Raw genomic sequence first — 20,438 nt, 5'->3', positions numbered from 1 at the left:
AGTTAAATTCTAGATATTAATTCTATTACCCTTAGACAGCGGAAGCACCTGGGCGCAGGCTCGGAACTTGGCGAGGTTATGGCGGGCGTCGACAAGCGCATCGTGATTGCCCTTAGGCACGGCCGGCAGGCTCGGTCGCCCTGCAAATTCCCAATACTGCTTCAGCTCGCGGGTATAGCGTGGCATGCGCTTTGGCAGTCCGGCCATATCGCCCCACAGCTGCGCCAAAACCACATGATCATAGGCGCCCACCCACGCCCACAGCTCTACCGGAGTTGAGCTCTGGGTCAGGAACTCGAAGACCTCCGCGCGAATGGTCTCCAGAGGCTTCCATACTGGGTCCCGCGGGCTGGGCAGCTTGGCCAGTACATTGTCTTTGACCCAAGAATTGGCCTTGGACGGATCGAAATCCGTAGACACGGCGTAGTACTCGCTGCCATTCTCACCGACGATGCCGATGGAGACCAATTCAATGGTTTGTCCATCTTCGATAAATTCGGTGTCATAGAAGTAGCGCACGTCTCCCAAGCCTAGTGCCGCCTAGTCTGCGGCGATAAATTGGCCCCTTAAAGAGACGGTTGTAGACTTCTGGCGTGAAGAAATCTTTGTGGTTTACTGCTTTGCCCTTGTGCCTCTCTGCCCTCGTGGCCCTTTGGTGGCTCATTGATATTCCGGAGCTTTTCTCCGGCCATTTTTCCACGTATTACCACATTGACCTGGACGTTTACCGCGAAGGCGGGGCCGGCTTTGGCAGCGACCTCTATTCCAAGGACTACCTCGTTGGCAGCAATCGCGATGTCTCTCTTCCCTTCACCTATCCGCCCTTTGCGGCGCTGCTCTTTGCCCCACTGAGCTGGATTCCCCTCACTGCTGCAAGCATCCTGGTTTCTATCGCCTCCTTTCTTGCGCTGTGGGGCTGCATAGCCTTGGTTCTGCGCGCCGTTGATTGCCCTGGCTGGGCAGGCTGGGCGCTGCTAGCGGCAATGCTTACGGAGCCGGTAACGGAGACCTTTAGCTTCGGGCAGGTCAACATCCTGCTCACCGCACTCGTCGTGGTCGATATCCTCTGGCTGCGCCCCGGACGCGGCAGGGGCGTGCTTACCGGCATCGCTATGGCGATCAAGCTCACCCCTGCGGTATTTCTCGCCGTATTTTTCGTCCGCCGCGAATGGCGCGCATTTTTCAGCGCCCTGGGTTCCTTTCTGGCAGCTGGGCTCATCGCCTTCGCCTGCAATCCGCATAGCTCCATCCAGTACTGGAGCGAAACGCTGCGCGATTCCAACCGCATAGGTGGACTTGCCTATAGCTCCAACCAATCCCTGCGCGGTTTCTTTAGCCGCCTAGTCCCCGAACACGCTGAAAAGCTGTGGCTTGTAGCCGTAGTCCTCGTCGTTGCCATCGTGTGGTTTGCTATGGAGCGCCTCTCCCACGAGAACCAGGCGGTACTCATGCTGCTGGCCGCTTCAGTATCGCTCCTGTGCTCGCCGGTGTCATGGTCACACCACTTCACCTGGCTAGTATTGGCGGGCGTGCTGCTAGTGGCGCGGCGCCACTGGGCGCTCGGGGCGCTGACGTGGCTGGCGCTTTTGGCCCGCGGCCATTGGCTCGTCCCCCATGCCAATGACCAAGAGCTGAACTGGGCATGGTGGCAGCACATTGTGGGCAATGACTACGCCATCGTTACCGCTCTGCTGGTTCTTTGCTCGCTACCATTGGCTCTACGACGGGCCGGCGCTTATCAATCCGCGGCGGAACCAGCGTCCAGCCAAGGATAGGGACCTTCCCGAGGACCCAGAGCGCTACCGACGCCGCAGCGGAGTAGAAGAAGCACATTCCGATCCAGAACCAGGTGTTTTCCATCGGCCACTGGCCAGCAAGGCTCACCACATAATCGCGGTGGGCCATGAAGAAGCCGTACCCCAGCGTCATGCCGATTGGGTGGGCCAAGTAGATGGGCAGGGTATGCCGGCCCACGAACTTTACAAAAGTGGACAGAGCCGGAACATGGCTAATAAGCACAGCACCAACGATGCCCGCTGGGGTTTCAAGTGTCTGCTCCGCAAAGCGGATCAACAGGTCTAGATCGCCTCGGCCAAGAATGTCCCCGCCTGGCAGAGGCCACTGCACCGCTACCTCGCCTTCGACGGCATTCCAGGTGTGCCGAATGGTAAGTCCCGCGATGTAGCTGATGATTGCCGCGCCATATGCCCACATAGAGCCCTTGCGGAAGGTGCCTTTAAAGGGTGCTTCGGCGGCGTCGGCAAACCGCGTAATAGGCCCGCGGAGATAGGCTGCACCGACGAAGATGGGCAAGAACATGATTGCCTTGCCAATAAAGTAATAATGATCCTGCCACGCTATAAACAGCAGCGGTGCAAAGCTCAGGCCAATGCCTGCCCACGCGGGCAACTTGCGTACGGCCCACAAAAATATATTGAAAAAGATAAGCGCGTGAATGAACCACGCCATGGTATGGCCCAGCAGCAGGTTATAGAGCAGATCCGTAAGCTGCAGATAAGGATCACCAAATACCCAGTGGTACTCGATGCGCTTAGTCCACAGCTCAACGGTCATCCACACCGTATAGGGCACGAGAAAAAACCAAAGGCGGCGGGTAAAAAGCTCGCTGAAAGAATAGCGAAAGATCTTGGTAGAGAAATAGCCGGATACGAGGAAAAACAAGGGCAGGCGGAGCGGGTCCAGCCACATGTTTAGGTCAGCCAACCACGTTAGCTCACCTTCCGGAACCACCAGCGTGACGTGCAAGAGCACCACGCCGATAAGGGATACGCCTTTAGCGGTATCTGGCCAAGCTAAGCGGGCCTTGGGAATAGTGATTACCTCCCCTTGTATTCGGCGCCGGCGGGGTAACCATGGCCGGCTTTAAGCGAAGCCTTCACATCGGAGGCGTACACATCAACATAAGGCTTATCGCTCAGCTCGGCCAAATCGCGCATCACAAAATCCGTGAAGGCGCGGATAGTCTCATGCTCGGCCGGATTCATCCCGCGCTCCTTGGCCCACTCATGCGGCCAAATGGGGTCTCCTACCCGCACGCCAACCTTAAATGGACGGGGAATCCACGAGCCAATGGGATTGGCCTTGCGCGAATTGATCATCGCAATGGGAAATACTGGCTGATTAGTCTCCATGGCGATGCGCGCCATGCCGGTACGGCCCTTGTACACACGGCCATCTGGGGAACGAGTTCCTTCCGGATAGATACCGAAGAGATCGCCGCGGGACAAAATACCCTCTGCGGTTTCCACGATGGCGTCGCCTGCGTCCTCGCTATCGCGCTCAATGGGGACCTGGCCTACCGAGGTAAAGAACCACTTTTGCAGGTTGCCGACAAGACCCGGAGTGGTGAAGTATTCCGACTTAGCCGGAAACGTGATCTGGCGCGGGCACACCAAAGGAAAGAAGAAGGAATCCATGACGGCCTGGTGATTCGACACCAAAATCGCAGGACCCTCAGCGGGGATTTTCTCGATGCCCTCGGTCCACGGGCGATTCCATACTCGCAGGGCGGGTCCGAAGAAGATGTGCTTAAAAGCCCAGTACCACTTGTTTTTCATCGCCAGGTCGTCCTTTGTTAGTTTTAACGGCCGCTGCGGGCCAAATCGGCTACGCCAATCATACCCGCTGCCGACCCTAATTCTGCGGTGGCAACACGTGCGAGGGGGCGATGCCCTGCCCCGACAATATCCTGCCCCATGGCTTGGGCAGCGCCCTCGAGATAGAGGTCCGCATCTTGGGATACGCCGCCGCCGAGCACGATGAGCTCCGGATCCAAAACATCAGCAACAATGGATAGGCCCTGGCCCAGCCACCGGCTGAAGTCTTCCATTACCGCTACGGCAAGCGGATCTCCACGGCGCGCCGCTTGGGTAATTTCCTTACCGGTGGGCTCAGCCGGCAGCGAGGTTTCATAGCTCCCACGCAAATCGGCGCAGGTATCCGGCAACGCGGTGCCGGAGGCATAGCGTTCCAAGCAGCCGCGCTTACCGCAGGAGCACTGCCGACCATTAGGGACTACCACGATATGCCCAAATTCTGGGGCGGTGCCAAACGCGCCGCGGTAGATGGTGTCATGCGTCATCAGAGTGGCACCGATACCTGTTCCTACCGCAAAGAAAACCCAATCCTCCGCTCCACGGCCGGCGCCAAAGCACCACTCACCCCACGCGGCGGAATTTGCATCATGCTCCAACCGCACGCGCATACCGAGCTTCTGCGAGAGTGATTCCCGCACATTGGCGTGCCGCCAGGGAAGGTGCGGGGCGAAGCGCACTACCTCGCACGTAGGATCCAAAAATCCCGCCAAGGCGAGGCCAACGGCGTCCACCTCATAGTCAGCGCGCAGCTCATTGACAATGCCCACAATATCCGCTTCCAGCTGCTCGGCGTCCATGGAAGTAGGAACCGTGCGGCTCGCGAGAATCTCACCCTCCCGAGTGATCACTCCGCCGCGCACGTTGGTGCCACCGACGTCGAAGCCGATAGTCAGATCGGCGGAGTTGTTCTTAAGCATGCATAACAGAATATACCGACAACCGGGTTAGGGTCACATCAAGACATCAGCTGCCGCAATCGCTGCCCCATTATCCGCCACGTCCAATTCTCTTCCACATGGCGACGCCCCGCCTGCCCCATGCGCAGCCTACGCTGCGGGTCGGCCAAGAGTGCTTTCAACGCTTCAGCTAGTTCCGGCACAGAGGCGCCCTTGACGACGATCCCCGTCTCCCCCGTCATCGTCTCCGGTGCTCCTCCGGAGTCTCCGGCGATAACTGGCAGGCCGCACGCTTGGGCCTCCAAATACACGATTCCCAAGCCCTCGACGTCTAACCCACCGCCACGGGTGCGTGCCGGCATGGCAAAAACATCCGCTGCGTGCAAAGCAGTCTCAATGCTTTCTGCTTCTTGGATCACTGCGTCCGGGCAGTACATTTCCGCCAGTTGCTCTAGGGCCGAGCGATAGCGTCCGCGGCCTATAAGCAGTAGCCGTGCATCCGGGAATTCTTCACGCACTAGAGGCATAGCGCGGAGCAGCTGGTCTTGACCCTTGCGCGGGACAAACCGCGAAATGCAGACGATGGTCGGCCCGCTGACCCCGAACTCTGCCTTCGCCGCTGCGCGTTGCTCCGGCGTGGCTGGAGAAAGGCCCTCCACGCTCACTCCGGAAGGCAGGTGCTCCCAGCGCGGATTCGGTCCAAATGGTCGACGCAACCGACGCAGGGTGTAGTCGGAAATATAGGTAATCACGTCAGCATGGTCACCAATGCGGCGCAGGCACTGCCGAGCCACGGGCACCATCGACCACCCCACTTCGTGTCCGTGCGTCGTAGCTACCACACGGGTGGCGCCCGCCTCTTTTGCGGCCTTGCCCATCAAAGCAAGGGGCGCGGCTGCACCAAACCAGACGATGTCAATATTTTCTGCGCGGATGATCTCCTGCATCCGACGCACCGTGGCGGGCGTCGGCAACATCACGCGGCGAGGCCAGCGAATGACCTTGTAGTCCACCCCAGCATCGAATTCCGCCGGCGATTCCTGGGTTGAGGCGAAGACCACGACGTCGCGCGGGTCTAAGGTTGCTACGAAATCGCGCAGGTAAGACTGAATGCCGCCAATCTTGGGCGGAAAGTCATTGGTTACCAGCAGAACGCGGGCCACTTAGTACCGCGCCGTTCCGGTAATCGGCATGGACTTTAGCGGTACCACCTGAACAGGCACGCCATAGGTAGAGGCATGGACTACCTGGCCATTACCGATGTACATGCCCACGTGAGTTACTCCCGGGTAATAGCCCACGATATCACCCGGCTGTAGGTCTTCCAGCGGTACCGATGTGCCACCGGCAATCTGAGCTTGGGACGTACGCGGAATGGACTTGCCGATCTGCTGATATGCCCAGAACATCAGGCCGGAGCAGTCAAACTGATCGGGGCCAGCCGCACCCCAGCCATATGGGGCGCCCAGCTTCGACAACGCTGCGGAAGCAGCGCCGTCTGCGACCTCGCCCAGATCCATATCCGGCTTATCAGATCCGCCGAACTGGCCTTCCCAAGCCTCGCGTTGCTGTTCATCGAGGGCGTCCACCTGCTTCTCGATGTCCTTTTGCTGCTTTTCCAGCTCCTCTTTCTCCTTGAGGAGCTCTTCACGCTGCTCTTCCAGCGCCTTCTTTTCCTCGCGCACCTTGGCAGCGGCGTCAGCAGCCTTATGCTTTTCCTCTTCCGCCATGGACGCAGCATTTGCCTTCGCATCAAGCGTGCGCTGGGCCTTGCGGGAAAGCGCGCCGAGGTAGCCCATGCGCTCTACGGCATCGGAAGGATCTTCCGCTGCCAAGGCCCCAGACACTGCCGAACGGGAATCACCGCGGTAGCGCGACTGTGCGATGCCGTTAACACGGTCCTGCTGGGTGGAAACATCGCCCTTCGCATCGTCCGCACGCGTTTGTGCCTCAGCGGCGGCCTGCTCAGATTCAGCAACCTCAGCCTGCTTTTCCTCGAGCTTGACCTCGAGCTCTTTTACTTCTTCATTCTTGGCAGAAACCTTGCGCGCAACTTCGCCAACGCGCTTTACCAAGGCGTCCACATCTTCGGTGGCGCTCTCCTGTTGTGGAGCCGCCTCCTGCGCAACAACCTGCGAAATCCCAGAAACCGACGAAACAGCAAGAGCCGCCACAAGTGCAGCTGCAGGAAGTACTCGTTTAGACACGTAAGGACCCTTAGACTAAGAAAATTTTAGAAATCGTATTAACTATAGCGGGTTTTACCCCCTAATGCACGACAAAGCCCTCCCCGCGAAGGGGAGGGCTAGATCCGCTGCTTCTTAGAAGCGAACTGCGGAGTGAATCGGCATGTAGTTCAGGTCGCGCTCCTGAACTGGGACGCCGGAGTTGAGGGCGTCGATGATGGTGCCGTGGCCGGTGTAGATACCAACGTGGGAAGCGCCACCGTAGTAAGCAATGATGTCACCCGGCTGCAGCTGATCCAGCGGTACCGGGGTACCGGCGGCAGCCTGTGCCTGAGAGGTACGCGGAATCTGCGTGCCAGCCTGAGCGTATGCCCAGCTGGTCAGACCGGAGCAGTCAAAGGCGTTCGGGCCGGCGGCGCCGTATACGTACGGGGAGCCGATGACGGAGCGTGCTGCAGCCAGTGCCTTCTGGCCAACGGTCTGCTGTGCCGGAGCGGCCTGCTTGTGGCCAGCTGCTGCGTAGTTGGTGTTCTGCTGGTTAGAAACCTTACCCAGGGACGGAACGTAGCGGTCGATGTTCGGAACCTGGTCAATGTTCGGGACGTTTTCCAGACCTGCTACCTCAAAGCGGTAGTCAGGATTAGGTACGACGACCTCTGCTGCCTGTGCGACGCCCGGTGCGACGACGGCGGCGGTTGCAGCCAGTGCTGCAGTAGATGCGATGCGACGGGTGTTCTTCATGCCCTGACGACGGTGCTGTGCCATGAGTAAAACTCCAAATCTTCCTGCGCGCCTACTCCCCTTGTAAAGGAAGCTCTGACCCTGGGGGACTAGCGTTCGTTGGGAATCCGTTCCTTTAGGATTTCCTCCGCTCGGCCCCTCAGTAGGAGGGGCCAGATGCGGCGCTGTAATTCTTCTGTTTAGATTGAGCACCTTTTCGGGCGGTAACTCAATGTCTCGAATAGGTTACGAAATCATCACAAGCAATGTCCATTCGCGACACCAAAATAACGTTTGTTATCGCTTCGTTACCTTCCGTTGACCTTGTCGAGATTTAACCTCCACACGGACGCTAGTTCCCACCAGAATTAGAGGCTTTAAGGTCACAAGCTGCACAAACGACAGAGGATGACAGACACCCGACCAAGAATTACCCTTACTAAGAAAACGCTTAACAATTAAGAGAATTCTAAATTGTGACTTTCAGCACTAAGACATTTTGGCAGCCCCTTCTTCCCCACCAATTGACTCCTCTACCGCACGCCTAGAGCCTAGTTTTCATCGCAACTGCGCCCCGCTTTGCCGCCTTTCCTTGCGGTGGTTCTAGCTAAACCGCTTTCCGACGCCCCCTAACGCGCTCAATCGACGAGCGAAACGTGCTTCCAGCAAACAAAGACTTCCGGCATCCACACCCATCTGAGCCCACGCACTAGGCTCCTAAAGCTACAAAGCATGAGAGAACCACTAACCACCGACAATTCGCGCACCAGAACACGTACTAAACCGACTACACAACAAGCTTCAGCAGCAGCCCTTCAAATGCTTCAAGATTCATAAAGACTCACAGAAGCGCAACAGCTCCCCCTTCAAAATCTCTTGTTGCAGCTAGAAGAATAAGGACTGGGTTCGGAATTGATCTTTACATACGCAAGACCCGCCCTTGCTCCTTTAATAGGAGCAAGGGCGGGTCTGTGAGCGTGTTTCGAGAAGTCCTCAGGAAAAGCGGTTAGATGCGGCCGTTTTCCTCGTCCTCACGGCGGTTAGCCTCGTTGAGGCGGCGGAACATCTCCGCTTCCTCGTCGTGGTTATCCGAGTGGATTTCGTGTACTCGGTGCATGAGGGCCGGATCATCAGGGCTGAAGGTGCCCTGAGTCTCGGAGTCCGCAAAGCCAAGCTGGTTGAGCTGCTTCGGCACCTGAGCGCCTGCGTACTCGAGCGGAACCGGGTGACCATCGGCGTCAACCGGGCCGAGTGGCTGGTGAACCTCAATGAAGGCACCATTCGGCATCTGCTTGATAACGCCGGTTTCAATACCGTGCTCCAGCACCTCACGGTCAGAGCGCTGCAGACCAACGCAAATGCGGTAGGTCATGAAGTACGCAATCGGTGGCAGCACGATGAGGCCGATACGACCAACCCAGGTCATTGCGTTCAGCGAAATCTGGAAGAAGTGTGCCACGTGGTCGTTACCACCGGACAGGGTAACCAGCAGGAAGAACACGATGGCAGCCGCACCAATAGCGGAGCGGGTAGGAACATCGCGCGGACGCTGCAGTAGGTTGTGGTGTGCATCGTCACCGGTGAACTTCTTCTCCAAGAACGGGTAAGACATAAGCAGGACGACCATGAGGCCACACAGCAGAGCTACCCAGAACGCGGAAGGAATGGTGTAGTTACCGAGGTAGAGCTCCCATGCCGGCATGACACGGGCAACACCGTCAGTCCACAGCATGTAAATATCCGGCTGAGAACCAGCGGAAACCTGGGATGGGTTATAAGGTCCAAGCGTCCAGATGGCGTTGATGGTCAGCAGACCAGACATCAGCGCCAGTACGCCAGCAACCATCATGCCCATACCAATAGCCTTGGTGGCGAAGACCGGCATAATGCGGACGCCAACCACGTTGTTCTCTGCACGACCCGGTCCAGGGAACTGGGTGTGCTTCTGGAACCAAACCATAATCAGGTGGGCTGCAATCAGGCCAAGGATGATGCCCGGAATAACCAGAACGTGCAGGATGTAGAAACGATCCAGCATCAGGTCAGACGGGAAGTCACCGCTGAAGATTGCCCAGTGCAGCCAGGTGCCGATAATCGGCAGGCCCAGGATGATGGCCGACATGATTCGCAGACCAACACCGGAAAGCAGGTCGTCCGGCAGGGAGTAACCAAGGAAGCCCTCGATCATGCCCAGCAGAATAAGTGCGCAACCGATGATCCAGTTTGCCTCACGCGGACGACGGAATGCGCCGGTGAAGAAGATGCGCAGCATGTGCGCAACCATGGACATCATGAACAGCAAAGCTGCCCAGTGGTGCATCTGGCGCACGAACAGGCCACCACGAACTTCGAAGGAAATATCCAGCGCGGTGGCATATGCGCGGGACATTTCTACACCGTTAAGCGGTGCATAGGTGCCGTCGTAAATGACCTTGGTGATGGAAGGGTCGAAGAACAGCGCCAGGTAGATACCGGTCAGTACAAGAATGATGAAGCTGTATAGCGCCATCTCACCGAGCATGAAGGACCAGTGGGTCGGAAAGACCTTGTTCAGCTGAGTCCTCAGCACGCCGGCGGCGCTATAGCGCTCATCCATGTTGTTGCCCATTTGGGCGAGTTTATTGCTCATTATGACTTACGCTCCCAGAATGCCGGGCCGACAGGCTCAATGAAGTTGCCCTGTGCAACGAGGTAGCCCTCGTCATCCACCGTGATAGGCAGCTGTGGCAGTGCACGGGCAGCCGGGCCGAAGACCGGCTTTCCGTAGTGCAAAGCGTCGAACTGCGACTGGTGGCACGGGCACAGGATTCGGTTGGTCTGAGCCTCATACAGAGAGGTCGGGCAACCGATGTGGGTACAGATCTTGGAGTAGGCGTAGTAATCGCCGTGGTGGAAGTCTTCCTGACCTTCGCGCTCGATTGCCTTCTGAGCGTCATTATGACGCAGGCGAATCAGCATGACCGCATTGCGGTTGCCGTGAATCGAGTGCATGTGGTGCTCGTAGACATCGCGCTCGGCATCGTACTTGTCGCCATCGTTAACGTCTTCTTCTGCCAGCGGGAAGACGGTCTCCATGCCGCCTGCCGCCAGATCCTCCGGGCGCACACGAACCAAGCGGGTAACACCCTTGGTGCTGTAGTGCTCACCGGTTTCGCCAGAGTGCTTCTCGGCGATAGTACCGGTGTCGCGCGCCAGGTAGAGCTTGACGCCTTCATTGTGCATGGTCCAACCGGAAGTCCACAGGGTGCCGTCACCGGCATAGTTCATATTGTGGCGAACCTTCCAAGGGTTCTTAATTGCGCCGCCCAGCGGAGCAATCACGGTAAGACCGAACAGAACGCCGGCGCCGCCCAACAGACCCTGAACGGTCTTGCGGCGACCCAGAGTGGAGGTCTTCCAAGAATCGTTCAGAAGAGCGGTCAGGGTACGGCGGTCAACTTCTTCGGAAGGACCGTCGTGACGACGCTGAACGGAAATCTCCTCAGGGAGAATCTTCTTAACGTACTGAACGATGGCGATGCCCAAGCCGCAAATTGCGAGGGCTGCAGTAATACCCAGCAGAGGGGTGTAGAGGGTGTGCCAAATGTGGCCCTCCTCCCCTAGCTGCTTGTACTGCCACGGCCAGAACAGGTAAACGCCGAGGAATCCGAGGCCGCCGATGACGGACAGGAACAACCAGATAGCAACGTTACGTCCAGCGCGCTTTTCAGCCGGGTCACCTTCGACTGGGAAGCGCTCCTTGCGGAACGCAACGGTGACGTCGTCGAGCTCGGTACCAAGAGCAGCGAGTTCATCGTTGCTCATCTTGTCGAGCTCAGCGTTAGTGTAATTCTTCTTCACATTGCTCATGAGCGCGATCCAATCCACATAGCGGCAGCGCACAGGGCGCTAATGCCGATAATCCACATTGCCAGGCCTTCCGCTACTGGGCCAAGACCGCCGAGGTCCCAACCTGCTGGGGAAGGAGTTTCCTTTGCAGACTTGAGGTAGGCAATGATGTCCTTCTTCTCATCTGCGGTGAGCTGGCGGTCGGAGAACTTAGGCATGTTCTGCGGACCAGTCAGCATTGCCTGGTAGATTTCCTGCTCGCTTGCCGGAGCCAGCTCCGGAGCGAACTTACCGGAGGACAGGGCGCCGCCCTGGCCGGTGAAGTTGTGGCAGGAAGCGCAGTTCATGCGGAAGAGCTCGGAGCCCTTCGCTACGTCTTCTGCCTGGATTTCGCCATTGTAGTTAGCACCACGCAGCGATTCCTGAGCAACGCTTCCGTCGTCGTCGTAGACAATGTCTGCGCCGCCGCCGTTGGCTGCAACATATGCAGCCAAGGCCAGAGTCTGCTGCTCGGTGTAGCGAGGAGCCTTACGCTCTGCCTGGGCGTCGTTAGACATCATCGGCATACGGCCGGAGTGCACCTGGAAGTACACGGAGCCAGCACCGATACCAACGAGGGACGGACCGCGACCTTCGATGCCCTGCAGATTGGCACCGTGGCAGGTGATACAAGCGGTGTCATAGATGTCCTTACCCTCTTGGACGAGGGCTTGGTCATCTTTTTCCGCCGTGGCGACCTGTGCGTCCGGGGTCAAGGCAGAAGCCAAGACGCCCGCACCGGACAGGCCAATCGCCAAAGCGAAGCCACCGGCAAGGGTACGCTTCGCCTTGCGGCGACGGCGGGTCTTCTTAGCCGCCGCAGTGGTCTGCTCCACTGCCACGGACTGCGAATTGTTATCCATCATTTTCCTTTAGATAACTCGAACACGGGAGGACTGTTTGGGGATCTTGGCCAGTGCTACTGGACCAAGTAAATAACGGTGAAGACGCCGATCCACACAACGTCAACGAAGTGCCAGTAGTAGGACACTGCCATTGCTGCGGTCGCCTGTGCCGGCGTGAACTTGGACTTAGCAACGCGCGCGAGGATGATTGCAAAAGAAATCAGACCCGCGGTCACGTGTGCAGCGTGGAAGCCGGTGATGATGTAGAACACCGAACCAAAGACGCTGGACTGCACAGTCACACCTGCGTGAATCAACTCGGTCCACTCAAACGCCATGATGCCCAGGAACACAACGCCCAGTACCAGCGTCACGGTGTACCAGAGTCGAAGCTTGTAAACGTCACCCCTTTCTGCGGCAAACACGCCGAACTGCGAGGTCACAGAAGAAGAAATCAGCACTGCCGTAATGAGGAAACCCATGGGCAGGTTGATATGAGCGGTGTGCTCCGCCCAATCGCCTTCCTGACCGTTAGCTCGCGAGGTAAACCACATCGCGAACAGTCCGGCAAAGAACATCAATTCCTGAGACAGGAACACGATGGTGCCCACGCTGACCATATTGGGTCGGTTCAGCGAGGCAGCACGTGGTGCTGTCATACCTTGGTTAGAAACTACGCTCGTCACAGTGGCTATTATGGCTGTTCTGGGCGCTAAAGTCACCTCGATTCCCCCCGCTTTCTCTATTCTTTTTTGATGCTTCGTCCAGCAAAAGGCCAGCAAGTCAGAGTCAAAAACTTCATTTTTCCAAACGGGAACTTTTCGCCCCGCTTTCCGACGCCCCATTGATGCAGGTGACACCACACGTCGGGCCCTACCCTGAAATTCCGAAGCACCCCGGCCACCCGACGCACCCACTTATCGATGCACCCGTCCGTGTACCCGAACCCCGCTGCCTGGAGAGATAAATCACACTCCACGAGCCCCCCAAACGCCCTGCTTTACAACTTTCGAACGACCCCCGCAAAAATCGGCTTTTACGTGCCAGAATGCAGAAGAAACGCTATCGCGAACATGCAGCAAGATCAGCCACGCCTCCCCCACCGGTAAAACTTTTTGAAACTCTCGGGAACTTTCTTGCGCCGCGAACGACGCTGGATCGCCAAAGCCCTCCTAGCCATGATAACTAGGAGGGCGGAGAAGTTTTAGGCAGGGATTCCCTTACATCAAGGAATTAGTGCTTTTCCTTCGGCAGGCCGTACTGCAGGGACAGGCCGGTGCAGGCTGCGATGAGGCAGACAGCGCCGAGGGCAATCAGCCAGAAGTAGAGGAAGATGATTCCCAAGCCAAGAAGGCCAATGGCGCCAGTCATAGCCAGCGGCCAGATGGAGCCTGGGGAGAAGAAGCCAAGGATGCCAGCGGCATCTTCAGTTTCTGCCTCTTCCCAATCCTCTGGCAGGACGTCACTGCGGTCATCAGTGAAGTGAAGGTAAGCACCCAGCATCATGCACAGCAGGAAGGCAAGGAACATGCCCACGATGCCAACCCACTCGGCACCGTAGAGGTAGCCATCGTCCTTAACGAAGGTGACGCCGAAGATGTAGACAATCAGCGAGACAAGAAGGTACGTCGCGATTGAGTAAAAGACTTTCGATGTTGCACGCATTGTGTTGTGTCCTTATCTCTTATGCCGCGGTGTTTACGTAGTTGTCGCCCTTAGCGGTGTCACGCTCGCCGGAGAACGGGTGGGTGGTTACCGCATATGGGTCCTGGCCGATTTCTTCCAGGGCTTCCGCGTTGGTGGCCTCTGGGTTGTCCTCACGGAACTTCAGGTAGGTGTTGAAGTCCTCCGGAGAGACAACGCGAATTTCGAAGTTCATCATCGAGTGGTAGGTACCGCACATCTCGGCACAACGGCCAACGAATGCGCCCTGCTTCTCAATCTTTTCCACCTGGAAGCTACGCTCCTGAGCGTTTGCCTCTGGGTGTGCGTAGACGTCGCGCTTAAACAAGAACTCCGGTACCCAGAATGCGTGGGACACGTCGCCGGAAGCGAGGCGGAACTCAATCGCAGTATCGGAAGGAAGAACCAGAACCGGAACCTCTTCGGTGGTACCGACGGTCTCAATCTTGTTGTAGTTCAAGTAGGAAAGGTCGCCCATGGACTTGCCGTGGATTGGGTTCGGGTTATCTACACCCTCAGGGTCGTGAGCGGTCTTCTCTGCCTCAGCCTGACGCTCCTTGTCGGCACCGTCGTAGTTCTCACCATTGACGTGATTCTCGGCGTAACCGAACTTCCAGTTCCACTGGAACGCAGTAACGTCAACGACAACCTTCGGATCCTTATCCAAGGCGGTGACCTTCTGCTGAGTCTGAACGGTAAAGAAGAACAGGCCCATAATGATGAGGATCGGGACGATGGTCAGAACCATCTCCAGCGGAACGTTGTACTGAATCTGGCGCGGGAACTCGCCCTTGCCATCCTTCTTTGCCTTCTTCGCGCTCCAGCGGAAGATTGCGGTGAGGAACAGGCCCCACATAATAAAACCAACGATCCATGCCGCAACCCAGACCCAAATCCAGAAGTTGTACATGGCCTCTGCCTCAGGGGTAATACCCTTCGGCCAACCGAATCCCAGGAGGTTCTCTACAGCAGTTGGCGCCTGAACGTCACAACCTGCCAGAGCGAGTCCACCCAGGGCAAGTGCGCCAGCTACGCCCGCCTTGCGGGCAAAGGTGCGCTTATTACGCTGTCCCACGTGTGTTCTGCCTTTCTGTCCACACAAAACTTCTCGAATACTCACAGAGCACTCTTACCCAATCAGAATAGAGGATAATTGCCAGATTCCCAGCCTGTTTAAAGGCATAAAAGGGCACCTAGTGCACTCATTTCATATTCCCTTTACGGTAGGTTACCGCCCCACCTGCACAATGTTCCAACCGCACCCCCAGCAGCCGCAGAATCCATGTGCGCCAATTCACAGGAATCGGACGGAACCATCATCCGAAAGTTCGCACCCCTATCGGGGAAGCTAATTCCAAGGCAGTCGGCAGGTTTCCTTAAGCCGTGGCGTGTTCTGGTTTCACGCTCTCTGGCCGTAAAGTGGGTGACTAGCAATAGACGCTTATTTATAAGGAGCAATCTTTTCATGTGCGGACTTCTTGGCATGCTCGCCGCCACAGGCAACGTAGATAAGTACGTTAACGCGCTGGAACGTTCCCTGCCCTGCATGCGCCACCGCGGCCCAGATGCGGCCGGCACGTGGCATGACGGCGATGCCGCCTTCGGCTTCAACCGCCTGTCCATTATTGACTTGGAGCACTCCCACCAGCCCCTCCGCTGGGGCCCAGAGGACCAGCCCGACCGCTACGCCATGACCTTTAATGGTGAAATCTACAACTACGTGGAGCTGCGCGAGGAGCTCAAGGGTCTCGGCTACACCTTCCACACCGAGGGCGATGGCGAGCCCATCGTGGTGGGCTACCACCACTGGGGCAAGGACGTAGTCAACCACCTGCGCGGCATGTTCGGCATCGTCATCTGGGATACCCACACCAAAACGATGTTTGCTGCTCGTGACCAATTTGGCATTAAGCCGCTGTATTACGCCACTACCGAGGCGGGCACCGTTTTCGCTTCGGAGATGAAGTGCATCCTTGAAATGGCGGACGAGATTGGTCTAGAGCTCAACCTTGACCGACGCGCCATTGAGCACTACGTCGACCTGCAGTACGTCCCGGAGCCAGAATCCCTCCACGCGAATATTCGCCGCGTTGAATCCGGCTGCACGGTTACCCTTCGCCCGGGCGAAGACGTTGTCGCCGAGCGCTACTTCAAGCCTCGCTTCCCTGTGCAGCAGGTAAAGCAAGGCGAAGAGCAGCAGCTATTTAACCGCATTGCAGAAGCGCTGGAAGATTCCGTCGCTAAGCACATGCGCGCCGACGTCACCGTGGGTTCCTTCCTATCTGGCGGCATTGACTCCACCGCTATTGCCACCCTGGCCAAGCGCCACAACCCGGATCTACTGACTTTTACTACCGGCTTTGAGCGCGAGGGCTATTCTGAGGTCGATGTCGCAGCGGAGTCCGCGGAAGCTATTGGTGTGGAGCACATCGTCAAGATTGTCTCCCCCGAAGAATATGCCGAGTCCATCCCGAAGATCATGTGGTACTTGGACAATCCGGTGGCTGACCCCTCGCTGGTGCCGCTGTACTTTGTGGCGCAGGAGGCCCGCAAACACGTCAAGGTAGTTCTTTCCGGCGAGGGCGCGGACGAGCTCTTTGGCGGCTACACCATCTACAAGGAACCACTGTCCCTCGCCCCGTTTGAGAAGATCCCTTCCCCACTGCGTCGCGGACTGGGCAAGCTCTCCCAGGTTCTGCCAGAGGGCATGAAGGGCAAGTCGCTGCTTAATCGCGGCTCGATGACGATGGAAGAGCGCTACTACGGCAACGCTCGTTCTTTCAACTTTGAGCAGATGCAGCGCGTTATCCCGTGGGCAAAGCACGAATGGGACCACCGCGAGGTTACCGCCCCCATCTACGCCCAGTCCGAGGACTTTGATCCGGTTGCCCGCATGCAGCATTTGGACCTATTCACCTGGATGCGCGGTGACATCCTGGTCAAGGCCGATAAGATCAATATGGCCAACTCGCTGGAGCTGCGCGTGCCATTCCTAGACAAGGAAGTCTTCAAGGTTGCCGAGTCCATCCCTTATGACCTGAAGATTTCTCACGGCACCACCAAGTACGCCCTGCGCAAGGCCATGGAGCAGATCGTCCCGGCGCATGTTCTGCATCGCAAGAAGCTAGGCTTCCCAGTGCCGATGCGTCACTGGCTGGCCGGCGATGAGCTATACGGTTGGGCCCAAGACACCATCAATGAGTCCCAGACCGAGGACATCTTTAATAAGAAGGAAGTTCTCGAGATGCTCAAGGAGCACCGAGATGGCGTTTCCGATCACTCCCGCCGTTTGTGGACCGTCCTGTCCTTTATGATCTGGCACGGCATCTTTGTGGAAAAGCGCATCGATCCGCAGATCGAGCAGCGCGACTACCCAGTCAAGCTCTAAGAGCCTTCCACACAAAAGGAGAGGGTGGGTGCCACTGGCACCCACCCTCTTTGTATTTCCTTCTCTTTAGTTGAAGGAATCGCCACAAGCGCAAGAGCCGGTGGCATTCGGGTTATCAATGGTGAAGCCCTGGGACTCGATGGTGTCAGCGAAGTCGATCTTGGCACCGGTCAGGTATGGAACGGACATCTTGTCCACAACGAGGTTTACGCCGCCTACCTGGTCAACCTTGTCACCGTCCAAGGTGCGGTCATCAAAGTAGAGCTGGTAGCGCAGGCCAGCGCAGCCACCAGGCTGGACGGCAATGCGCAGGGAGAGATCGTCGCGGCCTTCCTGATCAAGCAGCGCCTTTGCCTTTGCGGCTGCTGCTTCGGTCAGAATGACGCCGGTTGCGGAAGCTGGAGCGGTCATCACTTCTCCTCAATAAGTATTGGATTCGTTGCCACTACCCTACCCGGTTAGTTCAGGTGGGAAAAGGTAGCCCATACCTACAACACCATCTGGGCCGGGCCTATTCCCCTATTCACACCTAAACCTTGTAGTGTGAGGAACGTGAAACTCCCGTGGCAAAAAGATGACAAGACCTCCACTGAGCCTGCTCCTGTTCAAGCCAAGGCTCAGGCAGAAGTTCAGGAAGAGCCCCAGCGCAAGGGCTATACCCCACCGAAGGGTCGTCCTACGCCAAAGCGCTCAGAGCAAGAGATTGCGCGCGGCGTAAAGCGCGATCCCCATGGCATGTCCGATGCACAGCGTTACCAGCATCGCAAGGACATGAAGAAGTCCATGAGCAAGGACGAGTGGAAGGAATATAAGAAGAAGGAGCGCCAAGAGCGCCAGCAGGCCAACCGCGAGCAGCAGGCCCGCATGGCAGAAGGCGATCCGCGCTTCCTGCCCGCGCGCGACCAGGGTGAAGTGCGCGCCTATGTACGCGATTGGGTGGATGCCCGCCGCAGCCTGAGCAACTGGGTCATGCCGATGGCCCTGGTGCTCATCGTGGTCATGTTCTTGACCTACGCGGTACCCAGCATTGCGACGATAATCAATGCGGTAGCGATGGTTATCCTCGTAATCTTCGCCATCGAGGGCGTCATTTTGGCCCGCCGCTGCAATAATGCCGTGCGCGCCAAGTTCCCTGGCACGACCGAAGCCGGCTTTAGCCTTGGTTTTTATGCGTATTCTCGCGCCAGCCAGCCGCGCAAGTGGCGTATCCCGCGCCCCCGCGTGGAGCTCGGCGCTGACGTTTAGGGGGACTACTCATGGCCATTCCGCAGCCCGATAAGCAGGCACATACCGCACAGGACGCACAGCTCGCCCCTTGGGGGCGCCTGACCGACGCCGCTCAATGGCTGGCTGCTTGCCAAGACGCGGCACCTGCCCACGAGCCGCGGCGCGTGCGGGCCGTAATTTTCGCGGAACAGGAGACTCCCCTTCCGGCCGCTGAGACCGCTGCGCGTCGCGCCGAGGCCGGGCTGAATGTAGTCACCGTGACGGATTATTCCCAGGCCTACAGCCTTGGAGCCGCTACGGCAGATGCGGAAATTGATGCCGGGGCTGACCTCCTCATCCCCGGCGGCGAAGAGCTCGCCCGAGTACCGGCCGTAGTAATGGCAACTATGACGCAGACGGAGCCGGTAGTGGTCGTCGGCAAGCAGCGCAGCGTGGAAGACTGGAAGCGCGAGGTTTGCGCTATCCGGGACGCTATGTTCCGCGCCCGCAACCTCGAAGGCATGGAGCTGGTTGAATCGTGCCAGTCTGCGGTTCTAGCAGCCACGGTGGGGTTCATTGCCCGAGCCGCGGAACGCCGTACGCCCCTGCTTGTCGACGCCCCCTTGACCGCCACCGCCGCGCTCCTTGCCGAGCGCGATAATCCCGGTGTTAAGGAGTGGCTCTTCGCCACCACGCTGTCCACTGCCCCTGCGCATAAGTTGGCGCTGGAAAAGCTAGGGCTCCACCCCCTGATGGAACTGGGAATGGAGCCACAACCTGCGCTCGGCGCGCTCGCGGCGCTGCCGATGCTGCTCACCGGAGTGGAGATCGCCGCGGAGGCCTAAGCGGGTGACTACTTCACGAGAGTATGGAGCCAACCGTGGGTATCCTCCACTGCGCCGCGCTGGATTCCGGTGAGGTGCTCGCGCAGGGCCATGGTGATCTCCCCCGCTTCGTTGCCATTGACCTGGAAATCCGCAGAATCTCCCATTACGTGACCCACCGGAGTGATAACTGCGGCAGTGCCACAGGCAAAGGCCTCCGACATAGCGCCGGATTCGGCATCGCGCTGCCACTCTTCGGTGGTGATGCGGCGCTCGGTGACCTTGTAGCCCAAATCCTGCGCTACCTGCAACAGGGATTCGCGGGTAATGCCGGGTAGCAAAGAGCCCGATAGTTCTGGGGTTACAATCTCCGCGCTATCGCCAGAGCCATATACAAACATCAGGTTCATTCCGCCCATCTCCTCGATGTAACGGCGTTCAATGGCGTCCAACCAGACCACCTGGTCACAGCCCTTCTCATCTGCCTGGGCCTGCGCCAAGAGCGAGCCTGCGTAGTTGCCCGCAAACTTGGCCGCGCCGGTGCCGCCAGGGGCTGCGCGCACGTAGTCAGTGGACAGCCACACGGATACCGGCTTGATGCCGCCGCTGAAGTAAGAACCCGCTGGGGAGGCAATGAGCACGTAGCGGTAGGAATTGGCGGGGTGAACACCCAAGGAGACCTCGGTGGAGATCATAAACGGGCGCAGGTACAGTGCTGCTTCCCCGCCGGCTTCTGGTACCCAGTCCTGATCCACCTCCACCAATTGGCGCAGGGACTCAATGAAATCTTCCTGCGGAAGCTCGGGCATAGCCAAGCGCTCAGCAGAATTGATAAAGCGCTGCGCATTGTGGTCCGGCCGGAAGGTAGCGATAGAACCATCCGGCTGACGGTAGGCCTTGATGCCCTCAAAGATTGCCTGCCCATAATGGAAAACGTTGCTGGCAGGTTCCATGGTCATCGGTCCGTACGGGCGCACCTGAGCATCGTGCCAGCCCTTTTCTTCGGTCCAGTCAATGGTGACCATGTGGTCCGTAAAGTGCTTGCCAAAGCCGGGGTTGACGAGGATCTCGCTCAATTCTTCCGCGGACGTGGGGTTATCGGTACGAGTAATCGTGTAATCAAGCATGCCCACAATCTACCCCTTTATCTATAGCGAGGCAGGAATAAGTTCATCGCCGCGCGGTACAGTGGAGGGAAGATTGATA

The 20,438-nt window shown here is 57.9% G+C and carries 19 protein-coding genes; 4 read left to right on the top strand and 15 right to left on the bottom strand.

The window, feature by feature from the left end:
• Positions 1-9: 9 nt before the first annotated feature.
• The gene (locus MHK09_RS06185) at positions 10-519 is read right to left on the bottom strand and encodes a polyadenylate-specific 3'-exoribonuclease AS (RefSeq protein WP_204611416.1); all 510 of its coding nucleotides are present in this window, start codon (positions 517-519) and stop codon (positions 10-12) included.
• Positions 520-593: 74 nt separating this feature from the next.
• Between MHK09_RS06185 and MHK09_RS06180 the strand changes: the two genes are divergently transcribed.
• Entirely contained in the window at positions 594-1,775 is a 1,182-nt protein-coding gene (locus tag MHK09_RS06180; RefSeq protein WP_049377665.1) for a glycosyltransferase 87 family protein, read from the top strand.
• Here the strand turns inward: MHK09_RS06180 and MHK09_RS06175 are convergent.
• From MHK09_RS06175 to ctaC, 12 genes are all read right to left on the bottom strand, one after another.
• Positions 1,681-2,775 (bottom strand): hypothetical protein, encoded by a 1,095-nt coding sequence (locus MHK09_RS06175; RefSeq protein WP_053087544.1) that lies wholly within the window; start codon positions 2,773-2,775, stop codon positions 1,681-1,683. The two genes, MHK09_RS06180 and MHK09_RS06175, sit on opposite strands and share 95 nt — an antisense overlap.
• Positions 2,776-2,837: 62 nt before the next feature.
• Positions 2,838-3,578: a lysophospholipid acyltransferase family protein gene (locus MHK09_RS06170; RefSeq protein ID WP_005328940.1), complete on the bottom strand. Its 741-nt coding sequence runs from the start codon at positions 3,576-3,578 to the stop codon at positions 2,838-2,840.
• Between the two features lie 23 nt (positions 3,579-3,601).
• Positions 3,602-4,534, bottom strand: coding sequence for an ROK family protein (locus MHK09_RS06165; protein WP_250408643.1), 933 nt, complete (start codon positions 4,532-4,534; stop codon positions 3,602-3,604).
• A 38-nt stretch (positions 4,535-4,572) separates the two neighbouring features.
• Complete coding sequence (locus tag MHK09_RS06160) at positions 4,573-5,676, bottom strand: glycosyltransferase family 4 protein (protein WP_250413001.1); 1,104 nt, start codon at positions 5,674-5,676, stop codon at positions 4,573-4,575.
• Positions 5,677-6,720: a C40 family peptidase gene (locus tag MHK09_RS06155; protein ID WP_005328943.1), complete on the bottom strand. Its 1,044-nt coding sequence runs from the start codon at positions 6,718-6,720 to the stop codon at positions 5,677-5,679.
• Between the two features lie 114 nt (positions 6,721-6,834).
• Positions 6,835-7,464, bottom strand: coding sequence for a C40 family peptidase (locus MHK09_RS06150; protein ID WP_250413000.1), 630 nt, complete (start codon positions 7,462-7,464; stop codon positions 6,835-6,837).
• A gap of 961 nt (positions 7,465-8,425) precedes the next feature.
• Entirely contained in the window at positions 8,426-10,048 is a 1,623-nt protein-coding gene (gene qcrB / locus MHK09_RS06145; RefSeq protein ID WP_179386733.1) for a cytochrome bc1 complex cytochrome b subunit, read from the bottom strand.
• Complete coding sequence (gene qcrA, locus MHK09_RS06140) at positions 10,048-11,268, bottom strand: cytochrome bc1 complex Rieske iron-sulfur subunit (RefSeq protein WP_005324466.1); 1,221 nt, start codon at positions 11,266-11,268, stop codon at positions 10,048-10,050. The genes qcrB and qcrA overlap by 1 nt, the downstream gene beginning before the upstream one ends.
• Positions 11,265-12,152, bottom strand: coding sequence for a cytochrome bc1 complex diheme cytochrome c subunit (qcrC, locus tag MHK09_RS06135; RefSeq protein ID WP_250412999.1), 888 nt, complete (start codon positions 12,150-12,152; stop codon positions 11,265-11,267). The genes qcrA and qcrC overlap by 4 nt, the downstream gene beginning before the upstream one ends.
• A gap of 53 nt (positions 12,153-12,205) precedes the next feature.
• A complete protein-coding gene (gene ctaE, locus MHK09_RS06130) occupies positions 12,206-12,817 on the bottom strand; it encodes an aa3-type cytochrome oxidase subunit III (RefSeq protein WP_430516378.1) in 612 nt (203 codons plus the stop codon).
• A gap of 547 nt (positions 12,818-13,364) precedes the next feature.
• A complete protein-coding gene (gene ctaF / locus MHK09_RS06125) occupies positions 13,365-13,796 on the bottom strand; it encodes an aa3-type cytochrome oxidase subunit IV (protein WP_005328946.1) in 432 nt (143 codons plus the stop codon).
• 19 nt (positions 13,797-13,815) lie between these two features.
• Complete coding sequence (gene ctaC, locus MHK09_RS06120; protein ID WP_005324460.1) at positions 13,816-14,889, bottom strand: aa3-type cytochrome oxidase subunit II; 1,074 nt, start codon at positions 14,887-14,889, stop codon at positions 13,816-13,818.
• Between the two features lie 390 nt (positions 14,890-15,279).
• Between ctaC and asnB the strand changes: the two genes are divergently transcribed.
• On the top strand, positions 15,280-17,202 hold the full coding sequence (gene asnB / locus MHK09_RS06115; RefSeq protein ID WP_250412998.1) for an asparagine synthase (glutamine-hydrolyzing): 1,923 nt from the start codon (positions 15,280-15,282) through the stop codon (positions 17,200-17,202).
• 66 nt (positions 17,203-17,268) lie between these two features.
• Here asnB and MHK09_RS06110 read toward each other — a convergent pair whose 3' ends face one another.
• Positions 17,269-17,613 (bottom strand): HesB/IscA family protein, encoded by a 345-nt coding sequence (locus MHK09_RS06110; RefSeq protein ID WP_005324455.1) that lies wholly within the window; start codon positions 17,611-17,613, stop codon positions 17,269-17,271.
• Between the two features lie 141 nt (positions 17,614-17,754).
• Between MHK09_RS06110 and MHK09_RS06105 the strand changes: the two genes are divergently transcribed.
• Complete coding sequence (locus tag MHK09_RS06105) at positions 17,755-18,447, top strand: DUF3043 domain-containing protein (protein ID WP_250412997.1); 693 nt, start codon at positions 17,755-17,757, stop codon at positions 18,445-18,447.
• An 11-nt stretch (positions 18,448-18,458) separates the two neighbouring features.
• A complete protein-coding gene (locus tag MHK09_RS06100) occupies positions 18,459-19,253 on the top strand; it encodes a nicotinate-nucleotide--dimethylbenzimidazole phosphoribosyltransferase (RefSeq protein WP_250408633.1) in 795 nt (264 codons plus the stop codon).
• A gap of 8 nt (positions 19,254-19,261) precedes the next feature.
• On the opposite strand, the gene MHK09_RS06095 is transcribed toward MHK09_RS06100, so the two are convergent.
• On the bottom strand, positions 19,262-20,359 hold the full coding sequence (locus tag MHK09_RS06095) for a branched-chain amino acid aminotransferase (RefSeq protein ID WP_150851647.1): 1,098 nt from the start codon (positions 20,357-20,359) through the stop codon (positions 19,262-19,264).
• Positions 20,360-20,438 lie beyond the last annotated feature (79 nt).

Origin of the sequence: Corynebacterium tuberculostearicum, from assembly GCF_022347235.1 — a bacterium.
In the GTDB taxonomy this organism is placed as follows: Bacteria; Actinomycetota; Actinomycetes; order Mycobacteriales; family Mycobacteriaceae; genus Corynebacterium; species Corynebacterium tuberculostearicum_F.
This window is presented reverse-complemented; position numbering and strand designations above follow the sequence as displayed.